A 15,779-nucleotide genomic window follows, 5' to 3' on the forward strand; every position below is an offset into this window, starting at 1 on the left:
TTCACATAAGATGCAACGTCACGCAGACAAAACGTAAAGCACTGAAGGCGTTTTGAAAAAGGTAGGGCGCCCGGCACGCATGGTCAATACGGATTTCTGCGCATCTATGTACGCAACCGCACAGAGTTTTGCGTAGCAGTTCGATCCGCTAGCCCGCTTTAACAAACCCGCTGACGGAAGCAATCAAACCGTGGCCATCGGCGTTATTGCGCAACGACAGGATCAACTGCTGGCGCTGCGCAATGCGCGCGGCAATGGCGAGCCCCAGTCCGCTGCCTGTGCCCTTGGTGTGCTGACCTCGATAAAAGCGGTCGAGCACGCGTTCGAGATCTTCTTCGGGAATGCCGGAGCCTGTATCGATGACTTCGAAGCCGAAGCGATCGCCCGTGCGGATCAGCACGACATCCACCTTGCCGCCGTCAGGCGTATAGCGGATTGCGTTATCGACGAGGTTATTGAGCAGCACGCTCACGCCGTGCGAGTCCGACAGCACGTTGCACGGGTCGTCGTCTGTGACAGGTGCTCTGAATTCCAGGCCGAGGTCGATCTGCTTGTCGTCGGCGAGCAGCGAGAAATCGCCAACGGCCTGCTCGCCGATTTTTCGCAAGCTGACCACGGTGCCCGCGCTCGCGGACTCCGCGTCTTCGTGAGCGAGCGTCAAGAGTTGCTGCACGAGGCGAATGAGCCGGTTAAGGCGCGTGTCGATGCGTTCGAGCGTTTGCCCGTCGCCCCTTAACGTGCCGTTTCTTTCCGCCGCCTGCAATTGCAGCTTCAATGCCGCGAGTGGCGAACGAAGCTCATGAGCCGCATCGGCGATGAACGTACGCTGCGCTCGCGAGGCCACATTCAGGCGCTGCAACAGATCGTTCAGCGCGTCGACAAGCGGTTTGATTTCGACCGGCACGTTGTCGTCCAGATGAAGCGGTTCAAGCGATTCGAGCGAACGTGTGCCCAGAAGGCGCGACAATCCGCCAATGGGCGCGAGCCCGCGCGCCACGACGAAGAGGACCAGCGCGATTGTCACCGGCATCAGCACGGCGAGCGGCCATAACGTATGCAGCGCGAGGCGCAGCGCGAGAACCTCGCGCACCGAGACCGGCTGCGCGACCTGAACGAAACGATCGGGTTGTTGCAGCCCGAGCACGCGCCAATGAACTTCGCTTCTTTCAATCGTGCGGATACCTTCGGGCATGCGCGTGAGAATCGGCGCCTGCCGCGAGTGATAGACGAGCGTGCCCGATTTGTCCCAGATCTCGATCAGGATGAGGTCGTCGGAAATGCCCTCGAATGGGGGGGCTTTCCGCTCGACGGTCTCGGCGGTCTCGAGATTCGTCGGCAACGACAATGCAACGGTGCGCAATTCATAATCGAAGAGTTCGCTTGCCTCTTCGCGCGCCGTATGAAAGATGCCGAACGCGGCCACCGCCGAGGCTGCCGCGAGGCCGCAAATCAGCCAGCCGAGCAGCCAGCGGCGAATCGACGTCATTCACACCTCTTCAGGCGATAGCCGACGCCGCGCACGGTTACGATTTGCTCCGCGCCGATCTTGCGGCGCAAACTGTGCACATGCACTTCAATCGTGTTGCTGCCGACTTCCTCGCCCCAGCCATAGAGCTTGTCTTCGAGTTCCGCCTTCGTGAAGACACGCGTCGGCGACTCGATTAGCGCATGTAGCAAGGCAAATTCGCGCGGCACGAGCGCGATGGGCGCACCTTCTTTCGTCACTTCGTGAGCGGCGGGATCGAGGGTGAGTTCGCCATGCGTATAGACGGGCTGCTTCTGCCCTGTGCGACGCCGCAGCAACGCGCGCGCTCTCGCGGCCAGTTCGTCCAGATCGAATGGCTTGACCAGATAATCGTCCGCGCCGGCGTCGAGTCCGCGAATGCGATCGTTCACCGCGTCGCGCGCAGTGAGGATGATGACGGGCGCCTCGCCGCCCCGGCTGCGGTATGCGTTGAGCAGATCGATGCCGTCTTTGCGAGGCAAGCCGAGATCGAGCAGCACGAGGTCGTACACGCCGTTGTCGAGTGAGAGCTCGGCGGCGCGGCCGTCCTGTGCCCAATCGATTGCATAGCCTTCGCGACGCATCGAATCGAGCACCGGCTCCGCAATCATTTCATCGTCTTCTACGAGAAGCAGACGCATCGTATCCCCCGCGTTGTCGTTATCCGGCATTGTCGCGCATTCGAGGTTAACGCTTCCTTAAATTGGGGCGAAGCATGCGATGCGTCCGCGGACACCTCAATGGTGCGCGAAAAGCTCCGCCCTTGCGCTCGACGACATCGTGTGGCCCGGCATCACGCGCGATTCCGATGAGCTGCCGCTTTGCGTGCCGTAGCCGCCGGTGTCGACGGATTCGCCCGGGCGCGTGCTTTGCTGCCAATCCGGATAGTGCACCTTGGAGCTCATGCGATGGTCCTGAGCCGCTTGAGCGCTTTGCGCCCTCACGTCCGCGCGGGTGAGGGGACCGTTTGCCGTCTGCGCAAAACTTGCAGCGGGCAGGATGGCGGCGATGGCGATGATGCTGGTGAGGAATAGACGTTTCATGTTGATCTCTCCGTTTCGGTTTGGACGATGACATCGCGAAGCTCGCGATGCACAGGTTCAGATTACGTCTCGAACATTAACGGAGGCTTAGCTGCATTTCGCGCGCTCAACGCATTGCGTTTAAGCAATTGTTAACCTCGCGCATTTACATTGTGTGCCGTTGAATCTACCAGGAAGGAGCAAAGTAATGAACGAGAGCTTGAAGACCTTCGCTGAGAAGGCTGTCAGCAAAGTGCCGCAAGTGACGTTGGGCTTCTGGATCATCAAGGTCGCGGCCACCACGCTGGGCGAAACAGGCGGCGACTGGGTGACGATGTCGCTGAACCTCGGCTACCTGATCGGTTCAGCGATCTTTCTCGCGTTTTTCATCGCGCTTGTTTCAGCGCAGATCAAGGCGCGGGATTTTCATCCGTTCCTCTATTGGGCGACCATCATCGCGACCACGACGCTCGGCACCACGATGGCCGACTTCGCGGATAGATCGCTCGGCATTGGCTATCCAGGCGGTGTCGCCATCATCGTCGTATTGCTCGCGACGAGTCTCGCGGTCTGGTATCGCTCGGAAGGCACGGTCTCCGTGCAGAGCATCGTCACTGCCAGAGCGGAATGGTTTTACTGGATCACGATCCTGTTTTCGCAAACGCTCGGCACGGCGCTCGGCGATTGGGTCGCAGGCGACGATCGCGGCGGACTCGGTGTCGGCTACGAATATGGCGCGATGATTTTCGGTGCCGGGCTGCTTGTCGTGGCGGTTCTGTATTTCTGGTCGCGCGTGTCGCGCACGGCGCTTTTCTGGGCAGCGTTTATTCTGACGCGGCCACTCGGCGCGACGCTCGGCGATCTGCTGGACAAGCCGATTGCGCAGGGCGGCCTGCACGTTAGCCGCTTTTATGCGTCGGGGATTCTGCTCGTGTTTATCGTCGCGTGTATCGCGCTGTTGCCGCAGCGTTCCGCGAGACGCGAGCCTGCCATGTGACGGCGCGCGAGACGACACACTTCGTCGCTCAACGCAAAACGCCCCTGAAAACAGGGGCGTTTTGCATTTCACACCGGCGAGCGCGTCAGTACTCGCGCGGCGCGAATCCGCTTTAGAACTTGTGACGGATACCGACGCGGAATGCCAGCTGGTTGTCCGCACCCGTGCCCGACGTGCTGAAGTAGCTCGTGGCCGAACCGATCTGCGCTTGCAGATCCTGTGTGCCGTTGTGGCCGGCGGCGATCTGGTAGATACCGAGCGCGTAGACATCGGTACGCTTGCTCAGCGCATAGTCGACGCTCAGATCAACCTGATTCCAGTGGCCGCTATTGGCGTTGCTCAGGTGCATGTACGTGTAGCCCGCGCCTGCCGTCAGTGCCGGCGTGAACGCGTACTTCGCGCCCGCTTCATACGCGGCGAACGTCGTCGCGCCGCCCGTGATCGGGTCGAGACGCGTGTTCGTGTACAACGCCCACAGCGTCGCTGCGGCGATCGTGTAACGGCCGCCCACGCCAAACGTGCGCAGATCGCGGATGGTGCCCGGCGTCACGTTCGAGATGGCCGTCGTGAAGGCCGGCGTTGCCTGGCCCGGATAACGGATATCCGTGTAAGCCGCGCCGATGCCGAACGGACCGTTCGCGTAGTTCACGCCGAAGCTATAAGCACGCGACGAACCCGCGACCGGCGCTGCGGTCGTGCCCGTTGCCGGTGCGCCTGCGAATGCGCCAGCCTGGTTCGAGAAGCCGTACATCGCGCCGAACGTCAGGCCCGAGAAGTTCGCGCTGCTGAATTTGACGGCGTTGTTGATGCGGCTCGACGTGAGCTGGTCGACGTCGTTGATGTGGTAAGCGTAGTTACCCGCGACGGTTTGGCCGCCGGTCGTGTAGTTGCCGCCGAGGTAGTCGGTCGAGAACGAGTACTGGCGGCCGAACGTCAGCGAGCCGACATTGTTCTGCGACAGACCCACATAAGCCTGGCGGCCGAACATCGCGCCGCCCTGGCCGGCCGTGCCGTTGCCGCTGTTAAAGCCGTTTTCCAGCACGAACAGCGCCTTCAGGCCGCCACCCAGATCTTCGGTGCCGCGCAGGCCCCAACGGCTGCCTTGAGCCACGCCGTCGTCATACTTGAACAGTTTGTCGTGAGCGGTGGCCGTCTTCGAGTTGTTGACGTAGCTGACACCTGCGTCGATAACGCCGTACAGCGAGACGCTGCTTTGTGCGTGAGCGGCGCTTGCGAAAACAGCGAGAGTAGCGGCGGTCAATAGTTTCTTGTTCAAAACATTCTCCGATTAAAAATTAAGCGATCGCAGCGCCGTGCTCTTTGGTAAGGTCGTGCGATGGTCTGAAATTTAAGGGAACGCTGAGTAAGCTATGTGACAGGTTGATTCTTTTCAAGAACTGTCGCGTCTGCGCGACAGTTTTCGCATTTGTTCGCTAAGGGCCGCGAGATATCAGACGTGGATTACCCGTGATTTGAGCGCTTTAGCGAATGCATTGCGTGTATGAGCTTTGTCCGGGGCGCGGCGATAAGCGTGTGAAAAGGATTGATTTAAGGCCGCCGCGATTGTGTCCGGCGATGCGTGCCTGTCAATCAAAGCGCTTATCGAATTGAAGCCGGGCGTCGGGGAAAACGGAGTGAGCACGAAGAGCTGAAAGGCCCGTACGCGAACCTGATCGCCGTGCGCGAGCAGGTTCGCGAGCAGCCTTGGGTGAAAAAAACGGTCGCGGCGGATGAGCCGGACGAAGTGTGCAAGTACATCGACACGCGGCTTCAAGGCGCCGTCATTCCCGCTTTCCAAGAGGCTTCGCGTTGGCGTGGCGGGCCTCTATGAGCGGGCTTGAGCAGCGTCTCAGTTGCCCTCAGTTTCCCTCAGTTGCTCAGCAGGGAGCCGCTTCGAAACGCCCTGGCGCCGGCAATGCGTGCGAACTCGATGCCTGCCGTGGCGAAACGCGTCAGGTGCCGCGCGTACAGCACGCCGGCCACGCTGCTCTTCAGCGTGACGACGCGATCGGTTAACGGGTCGACGATGTCCGCGATCTCGCGGCCGACGTCGACCCACGTGCCCACTTCGCAGCGATACACGAGCACGCCGCTGATCGGCGCGACGATCGGCTCCGCGCCGGCGAGCGGCGTGGCCCCGAATTCGAGCGGCGGCAGCGGCGCGGCCGTGCCGTCGATCACGCCGCGCGAGGTCAGATATTCGACGATGGCCTGCGCGTCGCGCTCCGCATACTCGTAGGACACTTCGCGCTGGCCGCGCAATTCGATCGTGACGGAAATGGAGCCGTTCGGAATCGGGAAGCGCTCGCCAAAACGGCCGCGCAGATCCGACCAGCAGAAGCTGTGGATCTCATCGAACGGATTGCCCACCGAATTCAGTGCGAGCAACGACGCCTTCGCGTCCAGATAACGCGCGAGCGGCTCCACGTCGGGCCACAGGTCCGGGTTCGTGTACAGATGCATCGCGGCTTCCCAGTCGCAATGCAGATCGAGCACGATGTCGGCGTCGTAGGAGAGCTTTTGCAGCGCGAGACGTTGCGATTCGAGTTCCGTGGCTGGCTGTTGCGCGTCGAGCGCCTCGCGCATCGCGGCGCGGATGGCTGTGCGATTGGCGTCGATGTTATCGGTCAGGCGCGCTTCGATCACCGGCGACACGAGCGCCGACAGATCATGGAAATTGCGGTTGAAGTTCTGCGCGGTGTTGGTTTCGAAGCGCCCCGTCAGATGACCGAGGAAGTGCTGGTTCAGCCCGATGGGATTGGCCACCGGCACGATCACGACTTCGCCGCGCAGCTTGCCGGCCTGTTCCAGCGCCGCGAGCTTGCGACGCAGTTCCCACGAGACGAGCATGCCCGGCAATTCGTCGGCATGCAGCGACGACTGGATATAGATCTTCTGTCCGCCGCCGGGACCGTAATGAAAACTCGTCAGGTTGCGGGCGGTGCCGAGCGTCGGCGCAATCAGCGGATGGGATTGGGTTTGCATGGTTGTCGAATTCGCGGGAAGTGCGCGGCGCGCTGCGCGTTTCCCCTGGATTACAAGGAAGGCTTGCACGATCTTAGCCGATCCCGCGCCGAGCGGGTCGCAGCGCGTGCTGTGCAGCGCCGCAAAACGAAACGGGCTCCGCGCGCGGCGGAGCCCGTTGAGCGAACCGCCGGGCGCCGCTAGAGGCGCATGGCGGTGCTGGCCGGCGGATTAGCTGCCGTACACGTCGAAGTCGAAGTACTTCTTCTCCAGCTTCTTGTACGTGCCGTCCTTGATGATGTCGGCGATCGCCTTGTCGACCTTCGCCTTCAGATCCGTGTCTTCCTTACGCATGCCGATGCCCGCGCCGTTGCCGAGGATCTTCGGATCGTCGAGGTCCTTGCCGACGAACGCGAAGCCCGCGCCGCGCGGCGTCTTCAGGAAGCCGATGTCGGCTTGCACGGCGTCTTGCAGCGCCGCATCCAGACGGCCCGACAGCAAGTCGGCATAAACCTGGTCCTGGTTCTGATACGGCACGACCTTCGTGCCCTTCGGTTCCCAGTAGGTCTTCGCGTACGTTTCCTGGATCGTGCCCTGTTCGACGCCGACCGTCTTGCCCTTCAGCGAGTCGGCCGTCGGCAGGATGCCCGAGCCCTTCTTCGCGACGAGGCGCGTCGGCGTGTTGAACAGCTTCGACGAGAAGGCGATCTGTTCGGCGCGTTGCGGCGTCATGGACATCGACGACAGCACGCCGTCGAACTTCTTGGCCTTCAGGGCCGGGATCATGCCGTCGAAATCGTTTTCGACCCACACGCATTTGGCTTTCAGGCGCGCGCAGATTTCATTGCCGAGGTCGACGTCGAAGCCAACGAGCTTGCCGTCGGAGCCTTTGGACTCGAACGGGGGATAGCTGGCGTCGACGCCGAAACGGATGGTGGACCAATCTTTAGCGTGTGCGCCAATCGAGACGGTGGCAAGCAGAGCAACCGTCAAAGCCGCTAGCAGTTTTTTCACTGTTTTACTCCTCGGTGTAGTTCAAATACTCCCGCATGCGGTTGTGCCGCCGCGGGAACCCGGCGCGACTCACGACCGGGCCTGGGTTGAAGCCGCCGGCCGGGGCGGCCAGCAGCGCGCGCCAAGCTTATCAGTTCAAAAATATTGGGTAGTTAGTGGAATACCGGATGGCGCGCGAGCGTTCCCTACTGGCGAAAAGCGCGCGACCGCACTGGCGGATCAGGGCCGCCGCCTTGATGTTCGCACTGACGTTTCCCTACTTGCGCAATGCAGTAATGCCACAGTAATGAGCCCGTCATGCGAACGCCGTAATGCGAATCGTTGCTTGATATTTATCAAAGACATCGCCTTTTTAATTCTTGCATTTATTAAAGGAAGTGAGACGTCAGCCGTTATCCCGTGATGAATATCCGTGCCTTCCTCCGAGGCCGGATTATTTATCGGCATTGAGGAGACAAGGAAGCCAAAAACATATTGCTTGGCGCTATCATCGTTGCTCCTCGCGCTGGCCTTGCAACGCAAAACGCTTTTCAGTCTGAGGAAATGCCCCAGTATTGAATTCGCGAGTGGATCACGTCAGCGTCTGCTCGTGAAACTGCCTTCTGCTAAACGGTGTTGCATATGCACATGATTTCGATGGCAGAACAATTGCGTCGTGGCATACGGCGCGGCAAGCGGCGACTTGCAGCGGCTTCGCCGCGAGCTTCGTCGGCGGCGCGCAGCTCTTTCGGCAGATACTTCCGGCTCGTCCTGAGCGCGCTGGTTTGCTTCGCGCTTCTTTCTAGTGCATCCGCTGAAACCGGGAAGAAAGTCCTGCATGTGCTGGCGTGGCCCGGTTACGCCGACGCTGACGTCGTCAAGAACTTCGAGTCCCGTTACGACGCGAAGGTGGAAGTCACGCTCGTCGATTCCGACGAAGCCTTATGGGCGCAACTGCACGCTCAAAACCCGGCCTCTTTCGACGTGCTCGCGGCCAACACCGCGGAAATCCAGCGCTATACGCGCGCCCATCTGCTTGCTCCGCTCGATCTGCAAAGCCTGCCCAACACGCAACGACAATTGCCGCGCTTTCAGGCGCGCGCGTCGATTGGCGGGCTCACGGCCAATGGCGCGGTCTACGCGATTCCATTTACCTATTCGTCGATGGGGCTCATCTACGATCGCAAGCAGATTACCGTTGCGCCGCGCTCGATGCGCGAACTCTGGAACCCGCGCTACCGCGGCAAGGTGCTCGACTTCAACAGCGCGCAGCACAATTTCTCGTTCACGGCGCTCGCATTGGGTTATCCGCACCCGTTCGATCTCAACGCCGGGCAGATGCGCGCGATCGCGCACAAGCTCGTCGATTTACGTCGCAATTTGCTGACCTATTACACGTTGCCCGAAGAGGCGACGGCGTTTTTCATCCAGCATCACGTTGCGCTGATGTTCGGCAATTACGGCACGCAGCAAGTGGAAATGCTGCGTCGCGCGGGCGCCGACGTGGGCTACGTGATTCCCGACGAAGGCGCGCTCGCATGGCTCGATTGCTGGGCAATGACGCGCGCGGTCACCGACCGCGCGCTCGCGCTCGCGTGGATCAACTACATGCTCGAACCGGACGTGAGCCGCTTGCTGACGGAACGGCAAGGACTCGCGAACACGTTGACCGCGCCGGCGGCCAATAGCCAAAACGCTCGCATCGTCTGGATCGGACCCGTGGAAAATATTCAACGGCGCGAGGACCTGTGGGCCCGAATCGTGTCGGGCGACCGCTCGGAGCGCTTCTGATGATCCGCCCAGGCCTCACTTTCAAGCTGTCGCTTCTATTCGCGTGCATTGGCGTGCTGGCTTCGGGCGCAACCGGCTATTACGCTTATCACGCGAACCGCACGATGCTCGTGAGGGAAGCCGGGCACAGTCTGCTGACCTCGACGGAGTTGCTGGGCCAGCGCTTTTCCGTCTCCATCGACGACGTCGGCGCCGACGCCCTCGTGCTCGCGAGCTTGCCCTCGTCGGCCGAAGTCGTCTCGACCGATGACGGATTCGGCGCGAATCCGTCGCGCGAATGGCTCGCGCGCGTGTACTCGAGTTTCATGGTGCATCACCCCGAATACCTGCAAATCCGCCTCATCAGCCGCTCGCATTACGGCCTCGAAATCATTCGCTTCGACCGCGATGCCGACGGACTCATGCGCGTGGAAGGCAGCAATCTGCAGGAAAAAGGCCAGTTTGCGTATGTGTTCGAGCCGCTCGCGTTTTCGCCGGGACGCATCTACACCTCGCCGATGTCGGTCAATCACGAATACGGCACGCACGCGGCCGAAGGCAAGCCGACGCTGCGCGTCGCCACGCCCGTGGCGAATGCACAGGGCGTCGTGGTGGGCGTCGTGGTGATCGACATCGATCTCGCGGGTTTGCTCAAGCGCCTGCAAAGCGATTTGCCGAGCGACTACGAGGTGTACCTCGCGAACGAATGGGGCGACTTTCTCGTTCATCCCGATGCGTCGAAAACTTTCGGTTTCGACCGTGGCCGCCGCGTGCTGATGCAGGACAGCTTCACGGTCACGAAGCCGCTCTTCGAGCAGAGGGAAAGCGAAATACTCGTGAACGGACTCGCGAAGCCGCACCAGGCAGAGGGACAGGTGCTCGCATTCGTGCGCAGGCCGTTCGGTGCATCGGAGGGCAACCGCTTCATCGTGCTCGGACTCGGCAAGCCGCTCGAAGATGTGCTTTCCGGCGCGCATCTGCTGGGCGGCAGCATCATCCGCATGGTGCTGATTTTCAGTGTGCTGGCGCTGTTCCTCGCGATTCTGTTTGCCCGCGCGCTCACCAAGCCGCTGCATATGCTCGCGTATGCGGCCACGCATCTCTTCGCCGAGCACGCAATGGAAACGCTGCCGCTCAAACGCACCGACGAGATCGGCATTCTCGCGCATTGCTTCGATCGTTTGCGCCGCGAAATCAGATCGCAAATGGATGTGCTGCATGTCAAGCAGCGCGAACTCGTGCATCTCGCCACGCACGACGTGCTCACCGGATTGCCGAACCGCATGCTGTTCATGGAGAAACTCGAACGCGCGATCCAGGACGCGGCGCGCCGTCGCGAAGGGCTCGCGGTGCTGTTCGTCGACCTCGACCGCTTCAAGCAGATCAACGATCAGTTCGGCCATTCCGTCGGCGACAAGGTGCTCGTTGCAGTGGCGCGGCGGCTCAAGCAGGTGCTGCATTCCGCCGATGTCGTGGCGCGTCTTGGCGGCGACGAATTCATCGTACTGATCGAAGGGCCGCGTTCGGGGGAAGCGGCGCCCGGCATCGCGTCGCGCATCATGGACGCGCTGAACGAAGAGATTGCGATAGACAGTCAAAGCATGACGGTGGGATCGAGCATCGGCATCAGTCAGTTTCCGGACGACAGCGGCACGGCGGAAGAGCTGCTATTGAACGCGGACGCCGCGATGTACGCCGCGAAATCCGGGGGACGTTGTGCGTATTTGCGTTATCACGACGTCCTCGAAGCGCGCCGGCGCGAGCAGGCGCAAGCCGCCGAAGCGGCGCATCTGCATGGCGGCGAAGGCGCAACAGAAGGGCACGAGGCCGAGCCGACCGCCTGATGCAGGCACTGCATATGCTTGCGGGAACAGCGCGTTACGCCGCGTAACGGCGTGTTAAGCCCGCCCCGCGGACTGCCGTCTTGTGGCAAAGTGTGCCGTTTCAGAGCCACGAGGTGAGGGGCCCATGACAGGTCGCCTGGTCTATGTGATGGGGCCGTCCGGCGCAGGTAAAGACGCGTTGCTGGATTTCGCGCGCAAGCGTTTGATGGGCGAGCCGGTTCTGTTTGCGCATCGCTACATTACGCGGCCAAGCGGTCACGGCGAGGCGCATATCGCGCTCACCGTCGAAGAATTCGCGGCGCGTTCGCTGATGGGTCTCTTCGCGCTCGAATGGTCGAGTCATTCACTGCGTTATGGCATCGGTATCGAACTCGATGCGTGGCTCGCGCGCGGCTGCACGGTGGTCGTCAATGGATCGCGGCAGTATTTGCATCATGCTCTGGCGCGTTATCCGCGCGCGGAAGTCGTGCATGTCGACGCCGCGCCGCATATTCTCGAAGCGCGTCTCGGCGCGCGGGCGCGTGAATCGGCGGAACAGGTGGCGGCGCGGCTCGCCCGTCACGCGCCTTTTTCTCTGCCCGACGGCGTTCGCTGGGAGTCCATCGACAACTCCGGCGAACTCGAAGACGCGGGCCACGCGCTGATCGCCTTTCTCAAGGCGGAAGCCGGGCTATAGTGATAGCCTGGACGTCTGCCTTCATATCTGCCTTCATGTCGCCTCACATCACGGAGCCCCATAAAAAATGAGCGAAACCGCGCGTTTCACCGAAGTATCCGATCTGATTCCCGCCGCCGAAAGCCTGCGCGAAATTCGCCATCACATTCATCACCATCCCGAACTCGCCTACGAGGAGTTGCAAACCAGCGCGCTCGTCGCGGAGAAACTCGAGCAATGGGGCTGGCAGGTCACGCGCGGCGTCGGCCAGACCGGCGTGGTCGGCACGCTGAAAGTGGGCGACGGCGCGCGCAGCATCGGCATTCGCGCGGACATGGACGCGCTGCCGATCATCGAGCAAACCGGCTTGCCTTACGCGAGCGGCACGCACGGCAAGATGCACGCATGCGGCCACGACGGCCACACGACCATGCTGCTCGGCGCCGCTCAACGCCTCGCGGCCACGCGCAATTTTTCGGGCACAGTGCATCTGTACTTTCAGCCGGCCGAGGAAAGCGGCGTGGATAGCGGCGCGAAGAAAATGATCGACGACGGCCTGTTCGAGCGCTTTCCGTGCGACGCCGTGTTCGGTTTGCACAATCATCCGGGCGCGGAGCCGGGCGTGCTGCTGTTCCGCAAAGGCCCGTTCATGTCGGCGGGCGACAAGGCGATCATCACGATTGAAGGCGTGGGCGGCCACGCGGCGCGTCCGCATCTGACGGTCGATCCTGTCGTGGTGGCGGCGAGCATCGTCATGGCGTTGCAGACCATTGTCGCGCGCAACGTCGATCCATCGCAGCCGGCGGTCGTGACCGTGGGTTCCATGCACGCGGGCACCGCGAACAATGTGATCTCCAGCAAGGCGACGCTCGAACTGAGCGTGCGTTCGTTCAGCGCCGAAGTGCGCGCGCTGCTGAAAAAACGCATTACCGAACTCGCCGAAAGCCAGGCGGCGAGCTATGGCGGCAAGGCCATCGTGGAATATATCGAAGGCTATCCGGTCGTCATTAATTCGGATGACGAAACAGATTTCGCGGTGCAGGTCGCGCGCGAACTCGTGGGCGAGGACAAGGTGGTTGCACAGACCGACATCCTGATGGGCAGCGAAGATTTCGCGTTCATGCTGCAACAGCGGCCGGGCACGTTTCTGCGGCTCGGCAACGGCGTGGGCGAAGATGGCTGCATGGTGCACAACCCGCATTACGACTTCAACGATCGCAATCTGCCGGTCGGCGCGGCATTCTGGACGCGTCTGGTGGAGCGGTATCTGAGCCGCTAGACGCAGTAGTCGCGCGCGCCGCGCGCTTCGAAGGCGCGGTGAAATTGGCGGGCGGCGGCCGCTTCAGCCGCGCCTTGCCACCATCTCCGATACGGTTTGCGCGGCCTGTTGCAGCGGCTCCAGAAACGCTTTCACCATCTGTCTGGCCGAATTGCGCTGTGCGTTGCCGCTAATGTTCATCGCGGCGATCACGCGCCCCTGGCGGTTACGAATCGGCGCAGAAAGCGAGATCAAACCGCCTTCGAGTTCCTGATCGACGATCGCCCAGCCCTGGCGGCGCACCTGCGCGATCAGCTTCTTCAGCTCTTCCTTGTCCGTCACCGTGCGCGGCGTGTGCGCGTAAAGCGGCGAGGAATTCAGCGTGGTGTCGAGCGTTTCGTCGTCGAGTGCGGACAGCAGCACGCGGCCCATCGACGTGCAATACGCCGGCAAGCGGCTGCCGATCGACAAATTGATCGTCATGATCTTGTGCGTCGGCACGCGCAACACATACACGATCTCCGTGCGATCGAGCACGGCCGCCGAGCAGCTTTCGTGCACCTGCGCGGACAACTCTTCCATGACGGGCTCGGCCAGATTCCAGAACGGCATCGACGTCAGATACGCGAAGCCGAGGTCGAGAATCTTCGGTGTGAGGCGGAACAGGCGGCCTTCGGCTTCCACATACCCGAGCGTCTGCAAGGTCAGCAGAATGCGGCGTGCGCCGGCGCGCGTGAGGCCGGTGGCGGCTGCGACGTCGGTGAGCGTCTGTTCGGGGCGCTTCGCGTCGAACGCGCGAATCACTGCGAGGCCGCGCGCGAAAGATTGCACATAGGAGTCGCCCGGTTTGTCCGGGGCCGGTTCGGCGCTGGCGGAATCGGCGGAAGACGGCGGCAAGGCTTTGCTCATGGACCTGGACAATGCGTTCGAAAGGCTCGGACACGGCTCGCGGCGAGCTGGCCGCCGCGAGGGTGCGCAAAGGCGTGACGATAGCTCAAGCCTTCCGTTTCGCCAACTTCACGGGCGCGTCCTTTGAAAACCCAGGGTTTGCGTGGATGCGACCGCGACTCAAAAATTTGTATGATGACCCGATGACATGACAAGCGAGGCATAGGATGTTCGACAAAATCCCGGCCCGCGCCATGAGCGACACTGTCGCGCAGCAACTTCTCAAGCAGATCGACAAGGGCACGTTCGAGCGCGGCGGCAAGCTGCCGACCGAGGCGGTGCTCGCGCAGCAGTTCGGCGTGAGCCGCACGGTGATCCGCGAGGCGATTTCGCGGCTGAAGAACGAAGGCGTGGTCGAGCCGCGTCAGGGCAGCGGCGTGTTCGTCGCGGCGCACGGCGCGGTGCGGCCGCTGCGCATCGACTACGCGGAAGCGGTCGAGCCGGGCTCGGTCGTGCAGATTCTCGCGCTGCGGCGGGCGATCGAGGCGGAAGTCGCCTCCGAGGCCGCGATGCGCCGCACCGACGCGGACATGATGTGCATCGACGCCGCCCTCGCGAAGATCGACGAAGCCGTGGCGGAAGGCGAAGACGGTGTGACCGAAGACGTGGCGTTTCATCGCGCGATCGCGGTGGCCACTGGCAATCCGTATTTCCTCAAGACACTCGCGTTCCTGAACCAGTATCTCGAAGCCGGCACGGTCGTCACTCGCCGCAACGAGGCATTGCGCGAGGACTTTTCCCGTCAGGTGCGCGAAGAACACGCGGCGATCGCCGCCGCGATTCGTGCCGGCGATCCGATGGCGGCGCGCAATGCCGCGAGTACTCATATGTACAACGCGGCGCGGCGGCTCGCTGAAGCGGGCATCCGCTGATGCCGCGTCCGCGCGATTCGCGCCAGCGCATCACCCTTTACACAGAGGTCAGCATGTCCAGAAATGTCGGTGTCATCGGTCTTGGCGCAATGGGTTTGGGTGTCGCGCGCTCGTTGCTGCGCGCGGGCTTTCGCGTGCACGCCTGCGATCTGCGCAAGGAAGTTCTCAATGCATTCGTCGCGGAAGGCGGCGTCGGCGCGGCATCGCCCGCTGAACTCGGCGCGCAATGCGAAGTCGTCATCACGCTGGTTGTGAACGCCGCGCAAACCGAGGCGGTGTTGTTCGGCGAAGCGGGCGCAGTCCCGTCGATGAAGCCGGGCAGTGTGGTGATCGCCAGCGCGACGGTCGCGCCGGACGTCGCCGCCGAACTCGGCAAGCGCGTTGAAGCGGCCGGCTTGCAGATGCTCGATGCGCCGGTTTCGGGCGGCGCGGCGCGCGCCGCATCCGGCGAAATGACAATGATGACGTCCGGCCCCGCAGCGGCCTACGCGGCGTGCGAGGACGTGCTCGCGGCGATGGCCGGCAAGGTTTATCGGCTGGGTTTGGCGCATGGCGCGGGCTCGAAAGTGAAGATCATCAATCAGTTGCTGGCCGGCGTGCATATCGCGGTGGCGGCCGAGGCAATGGCGCTCGGCCTGCGCGAAGGCGTCGAACCCGACGCGCTCTACGACGTGATCACGCACAGCGCGGGCAATTCGTGGATGTTCGAGAACCGCGTGCCGCACATACTCAACGGCGATTACACGCCGCTCTCGGCCGTCGATATTTTCGTCAAGGATCTCGGCCTCGTGCTCGATACCGCGCGCCGCTCGAAGTTTCCGTTGCCGCTCTCGGCGGCGGCGCATCAGATGTTCATGATGGCGTCCACGGCCGGCCACGGCGGCGAGGACGATTCCGCAGTCATCAAGATTTTCCCCGGCATCGACGTGCCGGCGGCCAGATAAAAGGAGCG

The 15,779-nt window shown here is 62.2% G+C and carries 14 protein-coding genes and 1 pseudogene; 8 read left to right on the forward strand and 7 right to left on the reverse strand.

The genetic code is table 11. From position 1 onward, the window contains the following. Window positions 1-148 precede the first annotated feature (148 nt). From VOM14_RS21700 to VOM14_RS21710, 3 genes are all read right to left on the reverse strand, one after another. Window positions 149-1,486 carry an ATP-binding protein gene (locus tag VOM14_RS21700; protein WP_327630799.1) on the reverse strand — a complete coding sequence of 446 codons (1,338 nt, stop codon included), beginning with the start codon at window positions 1,484-1,486 and terminating at the stop codon, window positions 149-151. Beyond that, window positions 1,483-2,145, reverse strand: a complete 663-nt coding sequence (locus tag VOM14_RS21705) for a response regulator (RefSeq protein ID WP_327630800.1) — start codon at window positions 2,143-2,145, stop codon at window positions 1,483-1,485. The genes VOM14_RS21700 and VOM14_RS21705 overlap by 4 nt, the downstream gene beginning before the upstream one ends. A 96-nt stretch (window positions 2,146-2,241) precedes the next feature. Continuing rightward, a complete protein-coding gene (locus VOM14_RS21710; RefSeq protein ID WP_327630801.1) occupies window positions 2,242-2,547 on the reverse strand; it encodes a DUF4148 domain-containing protein in 306 nt (101 codons plus the stop codon). Window positions 2,548-2,734: 187 nt separating this feature from the next. Between VOM14_RS21710 and VOM14_RS21715 the strand changes: the two genes are divergently transcribed. Further along, the gene (locus tag VOM14_RS21715; protein WP_327630802.1) at window positions 2,735-3,523 is read left to right on the forward strand and encodes a COG4705 family protein; all 789 of its coding nucleotides are present in this window, start codon (window positions 2,735-2,737) and stop codon (window positions 3,521-3,523) included. Between the two features lie 112 nt (window positions 3,524-3,635). Here VOM14_RS21715 and VOM14_RS21720 read toward each other — a convergent pair whose 3' ends face one another. Next, window positions 3,636-4,799 carry a porin gene (locus VOM14_RS21720; RefSeq protein ID WP_327630803.1) on the reverse strand — a complete coding sequence of 388 codons (1,164 nt, stop codon included), beginning with the start codon at window positions 4,797-4,799 and terminating at the stop codon, window positions 3,636-3,638. 366 nt (window positions 4,800-5,165) lie between these two features. Between VOM14_RS21720 and VOM14_RS21725 the strand changes: the two are divergent. Next, a pseudogene (locus tag VOM14_RS21725) lies at window positions 5,166-5,354 on the forward strand (hypothetical protein); the annotation flags it as partial. A gap of 38 nt (window positions 5,355-5,392) precedes the next feature. Here the strand turns inward: VOM14_RS21725 and VOM14_RS21730 are convergent. After that, window positions 5,393-6,508 (reverse strand): succinylglutamate desuccinylase/aspartoacylase family protein, encoded by a 1,116-nt coding sequence (locus tag VOM14_RS21730; protein WP_327630804.1) that lies wholly within the window; start codon window positions 6,506-6,508, stop codon window positions 5,393-5,395. Window positions 6,509-6,718: 210 nt separating this feature from the next. Beyond that, window positions 6,719-7,501 carry an ABC transporter substrate-binding protein gene (locus VOM14_RS21735; RefSeq protein WP_327630805.1) on the reverse strand — a complete coding sequence of 261 codons (783 nt, stop codon included), beginning with the start codon at window positions 7,499-7,501 and terminating at the stop codon, window positions 6,719-6,721. Window positions 7,502-8,122: 621 nt separating this feature from the next. Here VOM14_RS21735 and VOM14_RS21740 point away from each other — a divergent pair. From VOM14_RS21740 to VOM14_RS21755, 4 genes are all read left to right on the forward strand, one after another. Next, window positions 8,123-9,271 (forward strand): extracellular solute-binding protein, encoded by a 1,149-nt coding sequence (locus VOM14_RS21740; protein ID WP_327630806.1) that lies wholly within the window; start codon window positions 8,123-8,125, stop codon window positions 9,269-9,271. After that, complete coding sequence (locus VOM14_RS21745; protein WP_327630807.1) at window positions 9,271-11,094, forward strand: diguanylate cyclase domain-containing protein; 1,824 nt, start codon at window positions 9,271-9,273, stop codon at window positions 11,092-11,094. Before VOM14_RS21740 ends, VOM14_RS21745 begins: the two co-directional genes overlap by 1 nt. A 124-nt stretch (window positions 11,095-11,218) precedes the next feature. Continuing rightward, a complete protein-coding gene (phnN, locus tag VOM14_RS21750; protein WP_327630808.1) occupies window positions 11,219-11,770 on the forward strand; it encodes a phosphonate metabolism protein/1,5-bisphosphokinase (PRPP-forming) PhnN in 552 nt (183 codons plus the stop codon). 67 nt (window positions 11,771-11,837) lie between these two features. Next, entirely contained in the window at window positions 11,838-13,028 is a 1,191-nt protein-coding gene (locus VOM14_RS21755; RefSeq protein ID WP_327630809.1) for a M20 aminoacylase family protein, read from the forward strand. Between the two features lie 63 nt (window positions 13,029-13,091). Here VOM14_RS21755 and VOM14_RS21760 read toward each other — a convergent pair whose 3' ends face one another. After that, window positions 13,092-13,916: an IclR family transcriptional regulator gene (locus tag VOM14_RS21760; protein WP_327630810.1), complete on the reverse strand. Its 825-nt coding sequence runs from the start codon at window positions 13,914-13,916 to the stop codon at window positions 13,092-13,094. Window positions 13,917-14,122: 206 nt separating this feature from the next. On the opposite strand from VOM14_RS21760, the gene VOM14_RS21765 reads away from it, so the two are divergent. Next, window positions 14,123-14,827: a FadR/GntR family transcriptional regulator gene (locus tag VOM14_RS21765; RefSeq protein WP_327630811.1), complete on the forward strand. Its 705-nt coding sequence runs from the start codon at window positions 14,123-14,125 to the stop codon at window positions 14,825-14,827. A gap of 53 nt (window positions 14,828-14,880) precedes the next feature. Beyond that, entirely contained in the window at window positions 14,881-15,771 is an 891-nt protein-coding gene (gene ltnD / locus VOM14_RS21770) for an L-threonate dehydrogenase (protein WP_327630812.1), read from the forward strand. The last annotated feature ends 8 nt before the right edge of the window (window positions 15,772-15,779 follow it).

Origin of the sequence: Paraburkholderia sp. MPAMCS5 (assembly GCF_036016995.1) — a bacterium.
In the GTDB taxonomy this organism is placed as follows: Bacteria; Pseudomonadota; Gammaproteobacteria; order Burkholderiales; family Burkholderiaceae; genus Paraburkholderia.

Coding starts and splice junctions, on each gene's coding strand:
- VOM14_RS21700 (WP_327630799.1), bottom strand. CDS start 1,486: ATGACGTCGATTCGCCGCTGGCTGCTCGGCTGGCTGATTTGCGGCCTC.
- VOM14_RS21705 (WP_327630800.1), bottom strand. CDS start 2,145: ATGCGTCTGCTTCTCGTAGAAGACGATGAAATGATTGCGGAGCCGGTG.
- VOM14_RS21710 (WP_327630801.1), bottom strand. CDS start 2,547: ATGAAACGTCTATTCCTCACCAGCATCATCGCCATCGCCGCCATCCTG.
- VOM14_RS21715 (WP_327630802.1), top strand. CDS start 2,735: ATGAACGAGAGCTTGAAGACCTTCGCTGAGAAGGCTGTCAGCAAAGTG.
- VOM14_RS21730 (WP_327630804.1), bottom strand. CDS start 6,508: ATGCAAACCCAATCCCATCCGCTGATTGCGCCGACGCTCGGCACCGCC.
- VOM14_RS21740 (WP_327630806.1), top strand. CDS start 8,123: ATGCACATGATTTCGATGGCAGAACAATTGCGTCGTGGCATACGGCGC.
- VOM14_RS21745 (WP_327630807.1), top strand. CDS start 9,271: ATGATCCGCCCAGGCCTCACTTTCAAGCTGTCGCTTCTATTCGCGTGC.
- phnN (WP_327630808.1), top strand. CDS start 11,219: ATGACAGGTCGCCTGGTCTATGTGATGGGGCCGTCCGGCGCAGGTAAA.
- VOM14_RS21755 (WP_327630809.1), top strand. CDS start 11,838: ATGAGCGAAACCGCGCGTTTCACCGAAGTATCCGATCTGATTCCCGCC.
- VOM14_RS21760 (WP_327630810.1), bottom strand. CDS start 13,916: ATGAGCAAAGCCTTGCCGCCGTCTTCCGCCGATTCCGCCAGCGCCGAA.
- VOM14_RS21765 (WP_327630811.1), top strand. CDS start 14,123: ATGTTCGACAAAATCCCGGCCCGCGCCATGAGCGACACTGTCGCGCAG.
- ltnD (WP_327630812.1), top strand. CDS start 14,881: ATGTCCAGAAATGTCGGTGTCATCGGTCTTGGCGCAATGGGTTTGGGT.